This is a genomic window from endosymbiont of Bathymodiolus septemdierum str. Myojin knoll, from assembly GCF_001547755.1.
Lineage (GTDB): Bacteria > Pseudomonadota > Gammaproteobacteria > PS1 > Pseudothioglobaceae > Thiodubiliella.
Genome location: NZ_AP013042.1, coordinates 411,996 through 432,431, shown reverse-complemented (window position 1 = coordinate 432,431; position 20,436 = coordinate 411,996). Strand labels below are relative to the sequence as shown.

Genomic DNA, 20,436 nt, shown 5'->3' with positions numbered 1-20,436 from the left:
TTTAGGGTTTCACGCATTAAATCAAGTGTTTCACAGAGTATTAGAAAACTATAATATTATTAATTCTTAACTTAATTATCGTGTACTTTTATTGCTATTATTTATGTTAATTTATGCGCTAAATTTTGGCTTCGGAATTTTGCTATTTTCACTCAAAAATACGCTGCAAATCACGGTGTTTGAGTGGATGGTGATTTTCGGGATAATTCTGGCTATTTTGACGGGTTTTAGACGCTATAAAACGCTCAGTTTGAATTTGGGTATTTTCTTGCTTGGTTTTGCCTGGATGGGGATAATATCGACACAGGTTCTAAACACTCAGGTTGATAAAAAATACCTAAATAAACCGATTTTAGTAACAGGTGAAATCATAGGATTGCCTGAAAAATCAAAACACAATATTAAATTCCTTTTTAAGTCCAAATCACCTTTTTCAGGGCAATTAAAATTGTCTTGGTATAGTCGTAAAAAAGTTTTGCTACCCGATTTACAAGTTGGTGATACCTGGCAACTACTGTTAAAAATGAAACACAATAATGGCTACCAAAATCTCGGTGGATTTGACTATGAAAAATGGTTATTTTACAAACAAATTGATGCCACTGGATATGTCAAGAATTCATCTTTTAACCAACTAATTGCACCCAATAAAACGATTTATTCTATTGACAAAATTAGGCAAAATATTCGTCAAACGCTCTCCCCCATCCTTATAAAACAAGAATTTTCTGGTGTTTTGAATGCACTCATTATCGGCGATCGTTCTTTAATTACCGACAAACAGTGGGCACTTTTCAAAGCCACCAACACCACACATCTAAGTGTTATCTCTGGCTTACATATTGGACTCATCTCTGGCTTTATTTTTTTATTGGTACAATTCTTCTGGCGCCGTTCTATGTTTTTAAGCTTAAGGATACCTGCACAAATCATGGGTGCTTATTTCGGACTTTTATCTGCATTTTTATATGCATTAATCGCTGGATTTTCCATTCCAACAGGTCGCGCCTTTATTATGGCAAGTGTGGTATTCCTCTCAATTATCCTGAAACGCCACCACAATGTCTGGCAACTCTATGGCGTGGCACTGCTCCTTGTCTTGATTGACAATCCAATGAGTATATTCAGTGTCGGCTTTTGGCTCTCTTTTTATGTGGTCGCTGTGATTATTTACGGCGCCAGACAGCACCAAGAAAGGTCTTGGGCTTATCGCCTCGTTTATATGCAGTTACTCATTAGCCTTTCTACGCTGCCTCTTACTATCTGGTTCTTTTCAACGGGTTCAATTGTCTCACCGATTGCCAATTTAATTGCCATTCCAGTTTTCAGTTTTGCTATCATACCACTCTCTTTAATCGCTACATTGCTCGCATTTAGTGGGTTAGAATACTTGGCAACCTTGGTTTTCTCAATTGCCAATCAAGCCTTAATTTATTTGGCAAGCTTATTAGAGCAACTGCAAAAATTTGAATTTAACCAATGGCATTACACGCAAACTTCTATGCTAGATTTGGCCTTATTTATCGCAGGATCATTGATTGCCATTTCTCCAAAAGGCTTAAGACTAAGGGCATTGTCCTTGCCTATCCTTGGATTACTTTTTCTAACGCCTATCCAAAGAATAGAAACGAATGCATTTTTATTAACCACTTTAGATGTCGGACAAGGGTTAGCCAATGTTGTACAGACTAGAAACCATGTTTTACTGTTTGACACAGGTGCGAAATACCGCTCTGGGTTTAATCTTGGCAATAGCGTTATCACACCCTATCTACATGCAAAACACATTCAACGCTTAGATAAAGTTATTATTTCCCATGGAGACAATGACCATATTGGCGGGTTTGATAATATTTATAAAAATTTTGAAATAGGAGAAATTCTCACTTCCGTGCCTAAAAAAATAAAAGCAAAAGTCACTGTTTGTCAAACAGGGCAAAAATGGGAATGGGATGGTGTTTCATTTGAAATCTTAAACCCAGATAAAAAAATGGGTTTTAAAAATAACAATGCTTCTTGTGTTTTGAAAATATCTAACGGTAGATATAGTGCATTATTGACAGGTGATATTGAAAAAAAAGCGGAATATTATTTGGCACACAGTCATAAAGAAAAAATTAAAAGCACGATTCTAATATCGCCCCATCATGGCAGTCAATCTTCTTCAACACAAGTATTTTTAGAGGCGGTATCACCAGAATTAATCACCATTTCTAGTGGCTTTCAAAACCGCTTTCGCCACCCAAGTAAAAAAGTGATGAATCGCTATCAATACAATAATATCAAGGTCTTACAAACGAATTGCTCTGGACAAATTGATGTGTTATTAGGGGATAAAATGCGTATATCAGAATACAGAAAAAACTTTATGCGTTACTATTTTCGTCAATGTGAGTAATTGATTTGACCTGAGTTTCCACCTAATAATCTATCAATTTCCTCTACCAATTCTTGATTAGGTTGCACAGAATATTCATTACTTAATCGAAGCACCCCTATAGAATCTTTTACTTGATAATGTAATTTTACAGGACACTGTCCTTGACTATTTTTCAGTTTTGTTGAGAGTTTATCTAGCAATTCCAAATGTTGCTCATTGAGTGAAACATCAAAACTTCTGGCGTATTTTTCTTTAACATTATCAATATTCTCGATGTTATCAACCACCAATTGCCAGCCATCTCGATAGTCATCTTTTTCAATGGCGCCAGAAACCACAACCACTGTATCCGCCTTCAATTGATCACTGATACCCTCTTTTTCTAATGTTTTAGAAAAAATAACAGCATTTAATACCATCTGAGCATCTTCAAGTACGATGGATGCCATTTGCGTACCTTTTCTAGTGGTGCGGTAATGCACATCTGAAAGCAACGCCAATACGCGCACTGCTTTATTATTTCTGTGAGTCAAATCTTTAGGTAGGGTGACAGAAAGAGGCTTTAAATCATCTTTATATTCATCAGTTGGATGATTATAAAAATAATAACCCAGTACAATTTTCTCAAATTGCAAAGTCTGTCTGAATGAAAAAGGCAGTGCCAATTGGTAATTCACCTCATATTCTTGACAACCTTGCACTGCACCAAATAGCCCGCTCTGCCCACTTAAAAGGTCATTTTGTCGTTGCTCAGCCTGTTTCATTGCAATTGGGTAAGTTTGAATCATCGTCGCTCTATCTGTATCAAATCCATCTAGGGCACCGCTATAAATTAACGCCTCAAGTGCACGCTTATTCAATGCCCTTTTTTCAATGCGCATACAAAAATCAAACAAATCGCGATAGTCCCCATTCGCTTTGCGTTCAGTAACCAAAAGTTCAACCACAGCCTCACCCACTCCTTTAATCGCACCCAAGCCATAAGTAATGGTTTTCTCATCTTTAATGCTAAATTCATATAAAGATTCATTTACATTTGGACCTTCAATGGTAAGTGCCATCATCCGCACTTCGTTCACAGTAAAGCAAACTCTGTCCGTATCATCCATCATTCTTGAAAGCACTGCCGCCATAAAAGCAGCAGGATAATGCGCCTTCAACCAAGCTGTTTGGAAAGACACATAAGCGTAAGCAACTGAGTGAGATTTATTAAAACCATAACCTGAAAACTTGTCAATCAAGTCAAAAATTTCATTGGCTTTTTTTTCATCAATGTCATTTTTCGCCGCACCTTCAACAAAAACACTGCGTTGCGCATCCATCTCTGAAGCAATTTTCTTACCCATTGCCCTACGCAATAAGTCTGCCCCACCTAACGAGTAACCTGCCATTACCTGTGCGGATTGCATCACTTGCTCTTGGTATAAAAACACACCATTCGTTGGTGCCAAAAGTCCTTTTAACATCGGGTGCGGATACTTAACCTTTTGCCTACCATGCTTAACATTAATATAATCATCTACCATGCCCGCATCGAGTGGACCTGGGCGATAGAGTGCCAACATTGCAACAATATCTTCGAATGAATCTGCTTGTAATTTTTTCAAATAACCACGCATTCCTTCTGACTCTAATTGAAAAATACCGGTGGTATCACATCGTTGTAACAACGCATAAACTGCCGGGTCGTCTAATGGCAAAGTATCAATATCAATCAATTCTTCGGTTAATCCTTTGGCATGAATAAGTTTGACCGCTTTGTCAATCACCGTTAGATTTGACAATCCCAAAAAATCAAATTTAACCAGTCCCACTGCTTCCACATCTTTCATATCAAATTGTGAAACCACGCCATCTTCATCACTGGCTTTATAAGTCGGACAAAAATCACTAATCTTACTTGGCGCAATCAACACACCACCTGCATGGGTACCAACATTACGCACCAAACCCTCTAGCTGCAAAGATAAATCAAGTACAGCGGTGACACTTTCTTCAGAGTTGTAGCGGTCTGCCAATTCTTTTGAAAACCATTTGTCTTTATTCTCTTGCGAGTCATCCTCTGTAAAACGCCCCAATGCACGCGATAAATTGATTTTCAAATCATTCGGTATCGATTTAGAGATACGGTCACTAAAACCATAAGGATGCCCCAAAACACGACCCACATCTCGTACCACACCTTTTGCCGCCATGGTGCCATAAGTAATGATTTGCGATACTTTTTCAGCGCCGTATTTACGCGATACATATTCAATCACCTCATCACGACGGTCTGTGCAAAAATCTACATCAAAGTCTGGCATAGACACGCGTTCAGGGTTTAAAAAGCGCTCAAATAGGAGTTCGTGTTTAATTGGGTCAACATTGGTAATACCAAGTGAATATGCTACTAGCGAACCTGCACCAGAGCCACGACCAGGTCCAACAGGAATATCATTGTCCTTGGACCAACGAATAAAGTCGGCAACGATTAAGAAATACCCAGGGAAATCCATTTCATTAATAACCGACAACTCAAAATCCAAACGCTCGTGGTAAACCTGCCTATCAACCTCAAGCCCTTCTAAACGCCCCTCTAGACCCTTTTTAGATTCTTGAGAAAAGAACGCTGCCATCGTCATTCCTTCGGGCACAGGGAAATCTGGCAAGTAATTCTTTTTATTCAACTCAAAATGCACATTACAACGCTTGGCAATTTCAACACTGTTTGCCAACGCCTCTGGCAGATCAGAAAATAATGCCTGCATCTCTTCGCTAGATTTTAGATATTGATCTGCACAATAAAGTTTCTCACGCCGTGCATCGTCCAACAAACCACCTTGAGTAATACAAATACGCGCCTCATGCGCCTCAAATTCGTCTTTTTTTAAGAACTCCACATCATTCGTTGCAACTAAAGGAATATCAAGTGATAAACCCAATTCTATGCAAAGATGTAAGTACTGCTCATCGTAAATACGGTTGGTGCGCTGTAATCCTAAATAAAATCGATTGCCGAACATTTGTTGCCAAACTTTGGCCCTTTCATAAGCCTCGGGCATTTTATTTTCAATTAAAGCTTGTGCCACATTGCTATGTACAGGAGGTGCTATTAATATCAGCCCTTGGTTGTATTGCTGTAATTGTTCGAGGGTGATATTCGCACCTTCCATTCCTTTTCCTGTTTGATAAGATAAAGAGATGAGTTCGGAAAGATTTAAATACCCTTGCTTGTCTTGACACAGTAATAATAAAGAAGCATTTTTCTCCTCACCTTTAAGGGTAACCTCAGCACCAAAAATAGGCTTAATGCCAGCATTTTTTGCTGCTTTGTAAAATTTAACCGCAGCAAATAAATTGTTATTATCTGTCAATGCAATGGCACTCAGTCCCAACTCTTTAGCCTGGTCAACTAATTTAGGAATACGAATTAAACTGTTATCAACAGAATATTCGCTATGGCAATGAAGGTGAACAAATTCGTTAGACATCTAAAAAAATAATGGATGATTTAGGCTTTATTTTACAACTAAAAAAATCTTAACAAAACCTAACTGATGATAAAAATAACAGACGAAAAAATACCCCAATGAAGAGGTATTTCTTTTCTATAACGCTAAATGGTTTTAGAAGTTAGGACCTGCATTAGCCTGGTCAATAGCTTGTCTTTGACCAAGGATTGCATGTACTTTAGCTGTTTCAAGAAGCTTAATAGCCTTCTTGTCATTGCCTTTCTTGTGTAACTTCTTCGCTTTCGCTAAAAGCCCCTTCTTACCACCAATTGTCTTCCAAAGCATACCCACTTTCTTAGCTTTTTTAACCTCTGCTTTAGTTGACTTCAAGACAGCATCATAACCCATATTTACTGATTTATTCAAATTATGTGTATGATCTACTGCAAGTAAATCAGCTTGGACCGATAATGAAAATACAGCCAATGTTGTTAGTAATATTTTTTTCATGTTATTCTCCTTTATTCTCTAACTTCGGTGCCAGAAATCTCCATGCCATTACTCATTGCAGTATGGAAGAATTCTAAATTGTTATACTCGTCTTTTTGTCGTTTAAATGGTTGAGCGCGAACTTGCTTGTTACAACCACCATAACGACGCTGAATGGTGCCAAAACCATCACCCTTCTTCTTGGCCCATTTACCACGCCATACTGGGAAGTGCGTCGTGTGACCTAAAGCTGGAGATAGTGTATTACCACGAATACGCTGACCTGCATTATCTACATGACAATTTGCACAAGATAAATTCAGTTGACCGCGCTTAGAGTAGAAGAATTTTTTACCTTCTTCATACGCCGCTAACGCTTTAGCATCACCCTCTGGAACGATTACATTGATTTTTTTACCTTCGGCAAGACCCGTTAGATAAGCTCCCATATAAGCCAACTTACCCTTACCAGAGCCAATCTTCTTCTCGCCGTTTTTCACGCGACAATTAATGATAGCACCTTCTAGTCCAACCACTTTACCTTTAGCAGCATCCCATTTTGGATAATTGGCACGAATGTTTTCATCGCCACCTGGGAAGCAACTGGAATAAGTTTCACCATTTTTGAAAGGTGTATTCCATAACTTCTCACCTTTTTCCACCAAATCTTCAAATGGAGGCAGGTCCATTGCTGCTTCAAATTGCAACATCTTGTCTGCACTCATTGCATATGGACCCTTGGAAAAGTCATTCAATGTTAACTCGGGAAATCTCTTGTTAAAATAACCTTGAAATTTATCAATATCAGCCTGAACAACTGACGACTGACTTGCCGAAAATGCAGTTGTAGAACTTAATAAAGCTGCTACCGCTACTGTTGTTATTAATTTTTTCATTATTCTCTCCTCAATAAAAATAGAATTACTTAGATTTTGCAGTCTTAGAACCTGTTTTACCTAAATTGTCTTTATATTTAAGTGTAATAGTGTCGCCTTTGTTACCAGGAACCTTAAACTTAAAATACGGGTCTTTAGATATTGAACTGCCGATATCCGCATCAACCATTTTAGTGCCGTTGTGCAATATAACCAAATGATCAATATGGTTTGCAGGTACTAATTTACCCTTCTTCTTACGCAAACCTGTCTCCATTGGATGTTTAACAAGCGCTTTAATAGTGATAACGCCTTTTCTAGCCTTAGGCTTTAATTTAATTTTTGCCATAATAGTTTCTCCTAATTTTTATAAAATTAACCGCCGCAGCCGCCAATCGTTACTTTAATTTCTTTTGTTACTTTCGTTGTAGATCCGCCTGCTGTAACCAGCGCATCTACTTTTGAAGTTTTACCCATCTTAACACGCGCCGCAATAAAGCCAACTGCACCAGATAAGTTAAAAGAAGCTGCCAACGGCGTATTGTTGTTATGCACTAAAATAGCAATATTACTCACATCGCTCATTTTAGAAGCATTAATTTCCATTGGTACTACCGCGCCATTCTCAGCAATTTTAGGTGCTTTAAACTTAAAAGAGCCAGCACCAGCATTTGCTGCATTTGCTGCCGCTTTACTTGACTTGGCTTTAAACTCTGTTGAAGCGGCAAAAACCGTTGAGGGTGTTAGTAAGCCTGCGCCTACTGCTGTTGCAACGGCAGAACCTGCCATTGCGCTTTTTAAAAATAATCTTCTTTTCATTGTATTCTCCTTAAATTATAATGAATGAATAAAATCTGTAACCTTATCAATCTGACTTTCAGACAACGCCTTATGCCTGCCAAATGGTGGCATCATAGAGTTTGGATTTTTAACCGTTGCATCCCATATTTGGGCTCTTAACACCGCCCTATCTGGAAATCTTGCTTTCATTGCAATGAGCGGTGGACCAATGTTACCTGCTTGATTACCACCTGAAATTGAATGACAAGCTAGACAGTTGCCTAACTTACGATCAAAACTAATCTCTTTGCCTGTCATTGCATCTCCAGCAATCGTTTGTGTTGGCATCATAAACAATGTCGCCAAAGTAACCGCTGCTGAGATAGAAATGCTCTTTTTCATACTTCTCTCCTCTTTTTTAAAAAAAATAAAACCTTTAGTTAAGTTTGTATAAAACCAACTAAATGAGAATAATACACTTATTGAAAACAATTGCAACACTATCATTAAAGCATAATATTAGCGAACTCTGAACTTGTTTTAGACTTGTTCTGCCGCCTTGATAAGTGCACGCGCTTTATGCATCGTTTCATCCCATTCAGACTGCGGCACTGAATCATAAACAATCCCTGCCCCTGCTTGCACATAAAGCACTTTGTCTTTAATGACAGCAGTGCGAATAGCAATCGCTATATCCATACACCCATGCCAAGAAAGATAACCAATCGCACCTGAATAAATATTGCGTTTACATGGCTCAAACTCACCAATGATTTCCATGGCTCTTACTTTTGGCGCACCACTGAGGGTGCCAGCGGGAAAAGTCGCCTTTAGAACATCAATTGCACTCATTTCGTCTTGTAATTCACACTCTACATTAGAAGCAATATGCATAACATGAGAATAACGCTCAATAGTCATCTTATCAGTCACTTTAACGCTACCTATTTTAGCAATACGCCCTAAGTCATTACGCCCTAAGTCAATTAACATTAAATGCTCGGCAATTTCTTTTTCATCTGCCAATAAATCTTTTTCTAATGCCAAATCTTCTGCTTTATTTTTACCACGCGAACGAGTACCAGCTAGAGGGCGTACCGTTGCACACCGATTTTTATCAACACGGGTTAAAATTTCAGGTGATGAACCGACAATCATAGTGTCACCCAAATTAAGGTAATACATATAAGGAGAAGGATTTAAATGGCGCAATTGTTTATACAATTCAATCGGTGGCGCACTGAATTTTGCACTCAAGCGTTGTGATGGAACGACTTGCATAACATCACCAGCAACAATATATTCTTGAATTTTCTTAACCGTTGCCTTATAGTTTTCTTCACCAAAACTAGAAACGAAATCACGCTCACTAAGGTTATCCGATTGATATTCTGACTCACTAATAGGTGCCTGGAGTCCCTCTGCCATTTCCTTTAATCGAATTTCTGCCTCTTCATAACTTTGCTTACTGGGGTCAATATGGGTAATGACAAAAACTTTATTTAACACATTATCAAACACCACTAAATCATTCGACACCATTAACAAAATATCAGCAGTACCCAATTCATCTTTTTTGTTAATCTTAGCAAGTCTTGGCTCAATATAACGAATAATTTCATAGCCAAAATAACCAACCAATCCCCCGTTAAAATCTGGTAAATCATCAAGTTGTGGTACTTTATATTGAGTTAAATATTGTTCAATCCAATCCAAAGGATTTTTCACCTGATGAGATTCAAGTAACTTACCCTTGTGTTTAATATGCACTTCATAATCAAAAACTTTGATAACCGTTTGCGCATCCAAACCAATCATTGAATAACGCCCCCATTTCTTACCACCTTCAACCGATTCAAAAAGATAGGAATACGGTGTATCCGCTAAAGTTAAATATAAATTTAACGCAGCATCTGTACCGACATTAATGTCAAGGGATTTATAAACGGGGATGTGATTATATCCATCCGCCACATATTTTTCAAAACTCGCTTTATTCATAGCGTTGTATTTTAAACCAACAAGTTAATTGTCAATGGTTAAATGTTAACATTGATGAAGTAGCGGTATTTAAACGAAAAAAAAACCGCACTAAAATTAGCACGGTTTTTCTTTTTCAAATATTAATTAAGTTTAACTATTCTTCAGCAGTAGACTCTGTTTCAGCATCCACTTCACTCAACTCGGCTGACAATGCTGCCTCTGCTTCTGCAGTTTGCATCACAGATTTTTCCCTGCGCTTAGCACGACGCTCTTGATGATGAACAAAGCCTGTTCCCGCTGGAATCAAACGACCTACGATAACATTCTCTTTTAAGCCCAATAGGTTATCAACACGACCTGTCGTTGACGCTTCCGTTAGTACACGCGTGGTTTCTTGGAATGATGCCGCAGAAATAAACGACTCAGTTGCCAATGAAGCTTTAGTAATACCCATCAACAATCTTTGATAAATAATTGGATTTTTACCTTGTGCGGTTAATTGTCTATTGGTCTCAATCACGCGCGCATACTCAGCAGTTTCGCCATTAACAAACGGTGAATCACCCGTATCAAGCACCTCTACTTTGCGCAACATTTGCTTAACAATGACTTCAATATGCTTATCAGAAATATTCACACCTTGCAGGCGATAAACATTTTGAACCTCCTTAACCACATAGTTCGCCAACGCCTCTACGCCTAATAGACGAAGAATATCGTGCGGATTAGACGGTCCGTCAGAAATTACATCACCTTTTTCAACCGTTTCACCATCAAAGACATTAATCTGACGCCATTTGTGAATCATCATTTCTATCGCTTCACCTTCTGCAGAGGTAATGATTAAACGGTCTTTAGACTTAGTTGGGTTACCAAAACTAATAACACCTGTTGCTTCTGCAAGCAGTGAGTGGTCCTTAGCTTTACGCGCTTCGAACAAGTCAGCAACGCGCGGCAGTCCACCAGTAATATCACTGGTCTTAGATTGGTCTTTTGGAATCTTCGCAAGCACTTCACCTGCAGTAATCACCTGACCATCTTCTAAATTAATCTTAACTTCTGACGGTAAGTAGTGTGTCGATAAAACGATTTCAGAATCTTTTGCATCCACCATCTTAATCATTGGCTTTAAACCTTTTGCTGCTGATAATCTTTCTGTTTCCTTAATCATTTCAAAAAAAGTTAATCCTGTCAATGGATCAGAGTTTTTGTTAACAGTAACACCTTCAACAAAATCAACAAACACAACACGACCTGCTTGCTCAGAAATAATTGGATGCGTATGCGGGTCCCAGTCAGCAATCTTATCTTTTGCCTTAACTTTGCCACCATCTTTAACATGGGCAATCGCACCATAAGGAATCTTATAGCGCTCAACCTCTTGACCTTTAGCATTACGAATCGTTACCTCAGAAGAACGAGAAATAACCACTAAATCGCCATTTTCGTTAGTAATTGACCTTAAGTTTTCAAAATGCACCACACCATCATTGTCAATGTTAATACTACTGACCGCTGTTGATGCAGAAGCTGCACCACCAATGTGAAAAGTACGCATGGTTAACTGTGTACCTGGCTCACCGATTGACTGCGCTGCAATAACACCAACTGCCTCACCAACGCCAATCTTATGTCCGCGAGCCATGTCATTACCATAACAAGAGGCGCAAACGCCATAACGAGCATCACAAGTAATCGCAGAACGCGCCTTGATAGACTCCACACCAACTTCATTGATTTCGTCTGAATCTTCTAAAGTCACTAAATGACCCTTAGGCAATAATACTTTCTTAGTATCTGGCATCATTACATCTTCAGCCACAACACGACCAAGTACTGCAGCACCTAAAGTTTGTACAATGTTGCCGCCTTCAATCGTTGCCTTCATCATTAAACCATTTTCTGTACCACAATCGTCTTCGTTAACAACCAAATCTTGTGCAACATCGACCAAACGACGCGTCAAATAACCTGAGTTCGCAGTTTTCAATGCTGTATCAGCCAAACCTTTTCGTGCGCCATGTGTTGAAATAAAGTATTGCATATTATTCAAACCCTCGCGGAAATTTGAAGTAATTGGGGTTTCAATAATTGAACCATCTGGCTTAGCCATTAGACCACGCATACCTGCCAACTGACGCATCTGTGCAGGAGAGCCTCGTGCACCAGAATCGGCCATCATATAAACCGAGTTAAAAGAAGGTAATTTTTCAGTTTTGCCATCGGCATTGGTAAAGTCCTCAAAACCGATTTCGTCCATCATCGCCTTCGCAACGGTTTCAGAAGTACGCGACCAAATATCAATGACCTTGTTATAGCGTTCACCATCTGTCACCACACCTTGTGCGTACTGCTTTTGTACTTCTTTCACTTGCATTTCTGCATCACGAATAGTACCTGCTTTAGAATCTGGAATGGTCATATCATTCGAACAAAATGAAATACCTGACCTGGTTGAGTATTGGAAACCCATATACATCATCTGATCAGCAAAAACAACGGTGTCTTTTAACTCTTGTGTTTGATAACAAACATGGATTAAGTTAGAAACCACTTTTTTACTAATCGCCTTGTTAATCAAGTCAAACGACAATCCTTTTGGTAAGATTCTTGAGAAAATTGCACGACCCACAGTTGTGTCAACAATGCGTGTGGAAGTTGGCTCATATTTTTTATCAACTTTTTTATAGTCTTGAATACGCAATTTAATCTTTGCATGTAATGTCGTTACACCTGACTCATAAGCATTTAACGCTTCAACTGGACTAGCAAAAATCATAGCCTCACCTTTTTGATTGATCATATCACGCGTCATATAGTACAAGCCCAAAATAACATCTTGTGAAGGTACAATGATAGGTTCACCACTGGCAAGGTGCAAAACATTACTAGAGGCCAACATTAGTGTTCTTGCTTCTAATTGTGCTTCTTCAGATAAAGGTACATGCACTGCCATTTGGTCGCCATCGAAATCCGCGTTAAACGCACCACAAACTAAAGGGTGTAATTGAATGGCTTTGCCTTCAATTAATAACGGTTCAAACGCTTGAATACCTAAACGGTGTAGCGTTGGTGCACGATTCAACATCACTGGATGCTGGTGCACGACTTTTTCTAAAATATCCCAAACGATGGCCTCTTCACTTTCAACCATTTTCTTCGCTGCTTTAATGGTTGATGCTAAGCTTTGAGAAATCAAACGGTTATAAACAAAAGGCTTGAATAATTCTAACGCCATTTTCTTCGGTAAGCCACATTGGTGTAATTTAAGATATGGACCACAAACAATCACTGAGCGACCTGAATAGTCAACGCGTTTACCGAGTAAGTTTTGACGGAAACGACCTTGCTTACCTTTAATCATATCTGCAATTGACTTCAACGGACGACGGTTATTACCCATCACTGCACGACCACGACGACCGTTATCAATTAATGAATCTACCGCTTCTTGCAACATACGCTTTTCATTGCGTACGATGATTTCAGGGGCATCTAATTCTAATAAACGCGCTAAACGGTTATTACGATTGATAACACGACGATACAAATCGTTCAAATCAGAAGTCGCAAAACGACCCCCATCCAATGATACCAATGGGCGTAAATCTGGTGGTAGGATTGGCAAGACATTTAACACCATCCACTCAGGTTTATTATCCGACTGAATAAGGGAATTAATTAACTTTAAACGCTTGTTGTATTTCTTAAGTTTTGTTTGACTCTTAGTATTTAGGCTGTCTTCACGAAGATTTGCCGCTTCTTTTTCAAGCTGCATTTCTTTTAAAACATCTTGGATAGCTTCTGCGCCCATTTTTGCTTCAAACTCATCATCACCGAATTCATCTAAGGCATCAAAATACATTTCTTCTGTTAATAACTGCTTATGAACTAAAGGTGTATTACCTGGATCCGTGACTAGAAAGGCTTCAAAATACAAAACGCGTTCAATATCTTTCAATGTCATGTCCATCAATAATCCAAGACGCGACGGCAGTGACTTTAAGTACCAAATATGTGCAACGGGTGCTGCAAGGTCAATATGACCCATTCGCTCACGGCGTACTTTAGACAAAGTAACCTCAACGCCACATTTTTCACAAACCACATTGCGGAACTTCATGCGTTTGTATTTACCACACAAACATTCAAAATCTTTCATTGGTCCGAAAATCTTAGAACAAAACAAACCCTCTCGTTCGGGCTTAAAAGTTCTGTAATTGATGGTTTCAGGTTTCTTTACTTCGCCATAAGACCATGAACGAATCTTCTCAGGAGACGCCAAACCAACTCTAATCGCGTCAAAATCTTGTTCTTTATTTTGACTCTTTAAAATATTTAATAAATCTTGCATATTTATTCTCCGTGTTATTATTAGTGTTGATCAAGTTCAACATCAATACCTAATGAACGAATCTCTTTAACCAATACATTAAAGGATTCTGGCATCACTGACTCAGTGACATTCACGCCATCAACAATGCTCTTATACATCTTTGCTCGTCCAACCAAATCATCCGATTTAACGGTCAACATTTCACGCAGCGTATGTGCCGCACCATAAGCCTCTAACGCCCAAACTTCCATTTCACCGAAACGCTGTCCACCGAATTGCGCCTTACCACTTAATGGTTGCTGTGTTACTAATGAGTAAGGGCCGGTTGAACGCGCATGCATCTTGTCATCTACCAAGTGGTTCAGTTTCAACATATGCATATAACCAACGGTTACTGGACGGTCAAACGGCTCACCTGTACGACCGTCATAAAGTTGTTCTTGTCCAGATTCTGGCAAGTCAGCCAACTTCAATAAAGATTTAATGTCTGTTTCTTTGATGCCATCAAATACTGGCGTTGCCATTGGTACGCCCTCGCGTAGATTGTTCGCTAATTCAATGATTTCTTCATCGCTGAATAATGCCAAATCTTCTTGTTTTCCATAGGAGTTGTAAACTTTATCCAAGAAGGCTCTAATGTCTTTAACCATCTCTTTGCGTTTCTCATCAAGCATCGCCGCAATCTTATGTCCTAAGCCCTTTGCTGCATAGCCTAAGTGAACTTCTAACACTTGTCCAACATTCATTCGAGAAGGTACACCAAGTGGGTTAAGCACTACATCAATGGTTGAACCATCAGCAAGATAAGGCATATCTTCTACTGGAGATACACGAGAAATAACACCTTTGTTACCATGACGACCCGCCATCTTATCACCGACTTGCAAGGTCTTACGCGTTGCCACATAAACTTTAACCATCTTCATAACACCTGGTGGTAATTCTGCACCTTCGTCAATCTTGGCTTTTTCGTTCTCAAAGAATTTATCAAACTCAACTTGCTTGGCTTTTGCTTGTTTAACCAATGATGCTACTTCTTTATTGATTGCTGCATCCTTCACTTTAAGTTTTGCAAGGTCTGCACTGTCTAAAGCTTTCATATTTTTAGCGCTTAACTTTTCACCTGTTTTAATACCTGCAGCTGATTTTGTTAATTCGTTGCCTGAAAGTTTTGAGCGAATGCGACGCAAGATGTCACCATCAATAATGCCGAATTCGTCATCAATGTCTTTTCTGATTTTCGCCAAACGACTTTCATCAATACTGATTGCTCGTGCATCTTTTTCAACACGGTCGCGAGTAAAAACCTGAACATCAATAACGACACCAGATTTTGATGCACCAACACGCAATGAAGAATCTTTAACGCTATTGGCTTTTTCACCAAAGATAGCGTGTAATAATTTCTCTTCTGGAGAGAGAACTGTTTCACTCTTAGGGGTAACTTTACCCACCAAGATATCTCCACCCTTAACACGAGCACCAACATAAACAATACCCACTTCATCCAACTTCGCCAAAGCAGATTCGCTCACATTAGGAATATCGGCAGTAATTTCCTCCATACCCAAAGTAGTGTCTCTTGCGTAAGCGGTTAATTCTTCAATATGAATCGTTGTATAACGGTCTTCTTGAATAACACGCTCAGAAATTAAGATAGAATCCTCAAAGTTGTAACCATTCCAAGGCATAAAGGCAATTTTCATATTTTGACCTAACGCCAATTCACCCATATCCGTTGAAGGACCATCGGCCAATACATCACCTGTAGCGATTTTATCACCCGTCTTAACCAAAGGTTTTTGATTAATACAAGTATTTTGATTAGAGCGAGAATACTTGGTTAAATTATAAATATCAACCCCTAACTCGCCAGCCTTAGCCTGCTTAGAGTCAACACGAATAACGATACGAGAAGCATCAACTGCCTCAACCACACCGCCATTTTTAGCCGTAACACAAACACGAGAATCGGTTGCTACAACACGCTCAATACCTGTACCAACTAATGGCTTTTCAGCGCGTAAAGTGGGTACCGCTTGTCGTTGCATATTTGAACCCATTAACGCACGGTTAGCATCGTCATGCTCTAAGAAAGGAATCAACGATGCTGCCACTGATGCAATTTGCTTGGAGTCGATATCAATTAAAGTCACATCTTCTGAATTGACCAAAACGAATTCATTTTTACAACGACAAGAAATTAAGTCATCGGTTAAATTACCTTTAGCATCCACACCTGCGTTTGCCTGTGCAATCGTATGTGCAATTTCATCAATCGCAGACACATAAATAATTTCGCTAGTAACTTTGCCTTTTTTAACGATTTGATACGGCGTCTCTAAAAAGCCATAATTATTGGTTTTGGCATAAACTGCCAAAGTGTTAATCAAACCAATGTTTGGACCTTCTGGTGTTTCAATCGGGCATAAACGACCATAGTGCGATGGATGAACATCTCGCACTTCAAAGCCAGCTCGTTCACGCGTCAAACCACCTGGACCTAAGGCAGAAATGCGTCGTTTATGCGTCACACCTGACAATGGATTCACTTGGTCCATAAACTGAGACAGTTGTGAAGAACCAAAAAACTCTTTAACCGCAGCAGAAACTGGATTAGAATTAATCAAATCTTGCGGGGTTAATTCATCTGTTTCAGCAAGATTTAAACCTTCTTTAACCGACTTTTCAACACGCACTAAACCAATTCTAAACTGGTTTTCAATCATCTCACCGATAGCTCTAACGCGTCTGTTAGCAAGCGTGTCAACATCATCAACAGAATCTTTACCATCTTTAATATCAATCAATAGTTTAACAACATTCAAAATATCATCATTTGTTAGCACATGCTCGCCCGTTTCAGACTCAATACCTAAACGACGATTAAGCTTCATACGACCTACTTTAGAAAGATCATAGCGCTCACCTTTGAAAAACAAATTATTAAACAATAAATTAACCGCATCTGCTGTCGCTGGCTCACCTGGACGCATCACATGATAAATAGACATACGAGCATCAATTTCTGTTTCTGTTTCATCTAAACGCAAGGTGTTAGAAATATAAGCACCAGTCTTAGATTCATTGATATATAGGATTTCAAGTTTCTTAACTTTGGTGCTAACAATCAATTCTAACTGCTCTTCGCCGATAACGGTATTAGAAGCCAATACAACTTCGCCCGTTTCTTTATCAATCACATCTTGAGAAATAACTTTGTCTAATAAATACTCAAGTGGCGCATTGACAGATTTAATCTTGGCCGCTTCTAAAATCTTGGTGTGCTTAGCGGTAACACGGCGACCTTTTTCGATCACTACATCTTTACCAGAAATAATATCAAACTCAGCAATTGAACCTTTTAATTTTTCAGAAGACAAGCCTACATCACAAGATTTTGCCTTTAGTTTAACATCGATTTTCTCATAGAAAGTATCAAGGATAGCTGCCGAATCAAGACCCATTGCACGCAATAAGGTCGTCACTGGTAATTTACGACGACGGTCAATACGAACATACAAATGCGCATGATGATCAAATTCAAAATCTAACCAAGAGCCACGGTAAGGAATAATACGCGATGAGAATAAAATTTCACCCGAAGAATGCGTCTTACCTTTATCATGCTCAAAGATAACGCCAGGAGAGCGATGTAATTGAGAGACTACAACACGCTCAGTACCATTAATAACAAAAGTACCTGTATCTGTCATCAATGGCAATTGACCCAAATAAACATCTTCTTCAATCACTTGCTTAACACGACGCTTTTTCTTTAGCGTTGAGCCATTCTTATCAAATAAGACAAGGTTTAATTTAACCCGTAAGATTGAAGCAAAAGTAACACCACGCAATTTACATTCTTTAACATTAAATTTTGGCGTTTGCAATTCATAATCAACATATTCAATTTCTGCATAACCATTATTCGCAGTAATTGGAAATACAGATTGAAAAACAGCGTGTAATCCCACATCTGCCTTCTCATCTGCACCAGCTTGAATAAAACCGTTAAATGATTCAATCTGGATAGCCAATAAATCTGGCTCCTTTAAAATTGATTCTCTTGAACCGAAATTATTTCTAATTCGTTTTTTTTCAGTAAATGAATAAGCCATAGTACCTCACATATTTAATCTTACAATTAACATTTTTAAAAGACAATATATTAATAAAGCCTTCTAAGTAATAGGTCAACCTATAAAAAAATTTATAGGTTGAAAGTGCGCTTTGTTAAAAACGCAAAAACACCGGAGTCTCCTTGTGGAAATTCCAGTGTTTACATAGCGCTTAATTATTTAAGTTCTACGCTAGCGCCAGCTTCTTCAAGCTGCTTTTTAACATCTTCAGCTTCAGCCTTAGATACGCCTTCTTTGATTGCTGCAGGTGCCGCTTCAACCATGTCTTTAGCCTCTTTAAGCCCAAGACCAGTAATGCTACGAACTGCCTTAATAACAGCAACTTTCTTTTCACCGAAACTTGTCATTACGACATCAAACTCATCTTTTTCTTCTACTGCCGCACCAGCGTCTGCTGCTGCTACTGGCGCTGCTGCCGCTGCCGCTGCAGATACACCGAACTTCTCTTCCATTGCAGAAACTAACTCTACAACATCCATTACTGACATATCAGCAATTGCATTTAAAATATCTTCATTGGTTAATTTAGCCATGATATTTACTCCTTTTTATTTTATTTATATTATTGTTTTTGTTGTGCCACTGCTGAAACCACTCGAGTGATTTGACCCGGAGCATCATTAAGACTCCTTGCCAGTTTCTCTACTGGTGCCAACATAAGTGCCATTACTAAGCTAATTGCCTGGTCTTTGGTTGGTAAAGCTGCGATGCGTTTAAGTTCATTTGCTTCCACAAAGTCACCTGAAACACCCAAGCCCTTAACAACTAAATCTTCGTTTTCTTTAACGAAATCGTTAAATACACGCGCCACTGCACCCGGGTCTTCTTGTGAAAAACCAAGAATTACCGGCCCACTTAACACAGGCATAACGCATTCACATGTCGTCTCTACTAGCGCCCTTTTTGCCAATGAGTTCTTTACAACGCGTAAAGAAACACTTGCATCCATTGCACTTGCACGAAGATTAGTCATTTGTTCAACTGTTAAACCGCGATACTCAGCTACGCCAACAGCGATACTACTCTGTGCGAGTGCATTCACCTGTTTGACAACAACTTTTTTTGCTTCAAGATTTAGAGCCATTTGCCTCCCTCCTAAACAGTCACTAAATTTAAATACTGCATTGCGATATCTAAATTCAGCCTTAAAAAAGAAAATTATAATAATTTATAACTTTCACCCTTAGAGTATTTACATACCCTCTACATAGGCCAACTGTATTATCAGTCAATTAAACAAACACTCCAGAAGGACTGTCTGCACCTATGGTCTCTGAGGTCATAGAATAATCTAAGACCTGAAAGAATTTGTTTTGGTTAACTAAATGTCAACCGATGCTATATCAACGCTAATGCCTGGACCCATTGTTGATGAAACACTTATTTTTTGAAAATACACACCTTTTGCAGAACTTGGCTTGGCTTTTTTTAACGCATCCATTAAAGCAGTAATATTTTCAGTTAACGCTTCTGGCGTGAATGATGCTTTGCCAACACCAGCGTGAATAATACCTGCTTTGTCAGTGCGGTAACGCACTTGGCCTGCTTTTGCATTTTTTACCGCAGTAGCAACATCTGGTGTTACTGTGCCTACTTTAGGGTTAGGCATTAGACCACGAGGGCCTAATATTTGACCTAAACGACCAACAACACCCATTGCATCGGGAGAAGCAATAACCACATCGTAGTTAAGATCGCCATCTTGCATTGTTTTCATTAAATCTTCCATACCAACAACATCAGCGCCAGCTGCTTGTGCTTTTTCTACATTGTCGCCCTGGGTAAATACCGCAACACGCACTGACTTTCCCGTGCCGTTTGGCAATACCACTGCACCACGAACATTTTGGTCAGATTTGTTCGCATCAACACCAAGGTTAACACTCACATCAATAGACTCGTCGAACTTAGCAGTTGAACATTCTTTTAATAAAGTTAATGCATCAATGATTGAATATTGTTTACCAATTTCAACTTTTGCTGCAATGTCTTTTTGTTTTTTAGTTAATTTAGCCAT

13 protein-coding genes are annotated in these 20,436 nt (G+C 38.9%); 1 reads left to right on the top strand and 12 read right to left on the bottom strand.

Features of this window, described 5'->3' with window-relative positions; all coding sequences use genetic code 11:
* Window positions 1-103: 103 nt before the first annotated feature.
* Window positions 104-2,398, top strand: coding sequence for a DNA internalization-related competence protein ComEC/Rec2 (locus tag BSEPE_RS02275; RefSeq protein ID WP_066043562.1), 2,295 nt, complete (start codon window positions 104-106; stop codon window positions 2,396-2,398).
* Here the strand turns inward: BSEPE_RS02275 and dnaE are convergent.
* From dnaE to rplA, 12 genes are all read right to left on the bottom strand, one after another.
* Entirely contained in the window at window positions 2,386-5,853 is a 3,468-nt protein-coding gene (gene dnaE / locus BSEPE_RS02270) for a DNA polymerase III subunit alpha (RefSeq protein WP_066043559.1), read from the bottom strand. The genes BSEPE_RS02275 and dnaE overlap by 13 nt on opposite strands.
* Window positions 5,854-5,988: 135 nt before the next feature.
* Window positions 5,989-6,324, bottom strand: coding sequence for a hypothetical protein (locus BSEPE_RS02265; RefSeq protein WP_066043556.1), 336 nt, complete (start codon window positions 6,322-6,324; stop codon window positions 5,989-5,991).
* Between the two features lie 11 nt (window positions 6,325-6,335).
* Entirely contained in the window at window positions 6,336-7,199 is an 864-nt protein-coding gene (soxA, locus tag BSEPE_RS02260) for a sulfur oxidation c-type cytochrome SoxA (RefSeq protein ID WP_066043553.1), read from the bottom strand.
* 25 nt (window positions 7,200-7,224) lie between these two features.
* Window positions 7,225-7,527 (bottom strand): thiosulfate oxidation carrier complex protein SoxZ, encoded by a 303-nt coding sequence (gene soxZ, locus BSEPE_RS02255; RefSeq protein WP_066043549.1) that lies wholly within the window; start codon window positions 7,525-7,527, stop codon window positions 7,225-7,227.
* 26 nt (window positions 7,528-7,553) lie between these two features.
* The gene (locus BSEPE_RS02250; protein ID WP_066043546.1) at window positions 7,554-7,997 is read right to left on the bottom strand and encodes a thiosulfate oxidation carrier protein SoxY; all 444 of its coding nucleotides are present in this window, start codon (window positions 7,995-7,997) and stop codon (window positions 7,554-7,556) included.
* A gap of 15 nt (window positions 7,998-8,012) precedes the next feature.
* Window positions 8,013-8,360, bottom strand: a complete 348-nt coding sequence (gene soxX / locus BSEPE_RS02245; protein WP_066046029.1) for a sulfur oxidation c-type cytochrome SoxX — start codon at window positions 8,358-8,360, stop codon at window positions 8,013-8,015.
* Window positions 8,361-8,498: 138 nt separating this feature from the next.
* The gene (trpE, locus tag BSEPE_RS02240; RefSeq protein WP_066043543.1) at window positions 8,499-9,959 is read right to left on the bottom strand and encodes an anthranilate synthase component I; all 1,461 of its coding nucleotides are present in this window, start codon (window positions 9,957-9,959) and stop codon (window positions 8,499-8,501) included.
* Window positions 9,960-10,095: 136 nt separating this feature from the next.
* A complete protein-coding gene (gene rpoC, locus BSEPE_RS02235; RefSeq protein ID WP_066043540.1) occupies window positions 10,096-14,295 on the bottom strand; it encodes a DNA-directed RNA polymerase subunit beta' in 4,200 nt (1,399 codons plus the stop codon).
* A 20-nt stretch (window positions 14,296-14,315) separates the two neighbouring features.
* Complete coding sequence (gene rpoB / locus BSEPE_RS02230; RefSeq protein ID WP_066043536.1) at window positions 14,316-18,398, bottom strand: DNA-directed RNA polymerase subunit beta; 4,083 nt, start codon at window positions 18,396-18,398, stop codon at window positions 14,316-14,318.
* Between the two features lie 176 nt (window positions 18,399-18,574).
* A complete protein-coding gene (gene rplL / locus BSEPE_RS02225) occupies window positions 18,575-18,952 on the bottom strand; it encodes a 50S ribosomal protein L7/L12 (RefSeq protein WP_066043533.1) in 378 nt (125 codons plus the stop codon).
* 29 nt (window positions 18,953-18,981) lie between these two features.
* Window positions 18,982-19,503, bottom strand: coding sequence for a 50S ribosomal protein L10 (gene rplJ / locus BSEPE_RS02220; RefSeq protein ID WP_066043530.1), 522 nt, complete (start codon window positions 19,501-19,503; stop codon window positions 18,982-18,984).
* Window positions 19,504-19,740: 237 nt separating this feature from the next.
* Complete coding sequence (gene rplA / locus BSEPE_RS02215) at window positions 19,741-20,436, bottom strand: 50S ribosomal protein L1 (RefSeq protein WP_066043526.1); 696 nt, start codon at window positions 20,434-20,436, stop codon at window positions 19,741-19,743.

What these genes read in the sequence shown, in the direction of transcription:
- rplA (WP_066043526.1), bottom strand. Translation starts at nt 20,436, where the DNA reads ATGGCTAAATTAACTAAAAAACAAAAAGACATTGCAGCAAAAGTTGAA.
- soxX (WP_066046029.1), bottom strand. Translation starts at nt 8,360, where the DNA reads ATGAAAAAGAGCATTTCTATCTCAGCAGCGGTTACTTTGGCGACATTG.
- soxZ (WP_066043549.1), bottom strand. Translation starts at nt 7,527, where the DNA reads ATGGCAAAAATTAAATTAAAGCCTAAGGCTAGAAAAGGCGTTATCACT.
- BSEPE_RS02265 (WP_066043556.1), bottom strand. Translation starts at nt 6,324, where the DNA reads ATGAAAAAAATATTACTAACAACATTGGCTGTATTTTCATTATCGGTC.
- rplL (WP_066043533.1), bottom strand. Translation starts at nt 18,952, where the DNA reads ATGGCTAAATTAACCAATGAAGATATTTTAAATGCAATTGCTGATATG.
- rpoB (WP_066043536.1), bottom strand. Translation starts at nt 18,398, where the DNA reads ATGGCTTATTCATTTACTGAAAAAAAACGAATTAGAAATAATTTCGGT.
- trpE (WP_066043543.1), bottom strand. Translation starts at nt 9,959, where the DNA reads ATGAATAAAGCGAGTTTTGAAAAATATGTGGCGGATGGATATAATCAC.
- rplJ (WP_066043530.1), bottom strand. Translation starts at nt 19,503, where the DNA reads ATGGCTCTAAATCTTGAAGCAAAAAAAGTTGTTGTCAAACAGGTGAAT.
- rpoC (WP_066043540.1), bottom strand. Translation starts at nt 14,295, where the DNA reads ATGCAAGATTTATTAAATATTTTAAAGAGTCAAAATAAAGAACAAGAT.
- soxA (WP_066043553.1), bottom strand. Translation starts at nt 7,199, where the DNA reads ATGAAAAAATTAATAACAACAGTAGCGGTAGCAGCTTTATTAAGTTCT.
- dnaE (WP_066043559.1), bottom strand. Translation starts at nt 5,853, where the DNA reads ATGTCTAACGAATTTGTTCACCTTCATTGCCATAGCGAATATTCTGTT.
- BSEPE_RS02250 (WP_066043546.1), bottom strand. Translation starts at nt 7,997, where the DNA reads ATGAAAAGAAGATTATTTTTAAAAAGCGCAATGGCAGGTTCTGCCGTT.
- BSEPE_RS02275 (WP_066043562.1), top strand. Translation starts at nt 104, where the DNA reads ATGTTAATTTATGCGCTAAATTTTGGCTTCGGAATTTTGCTATTTTCA.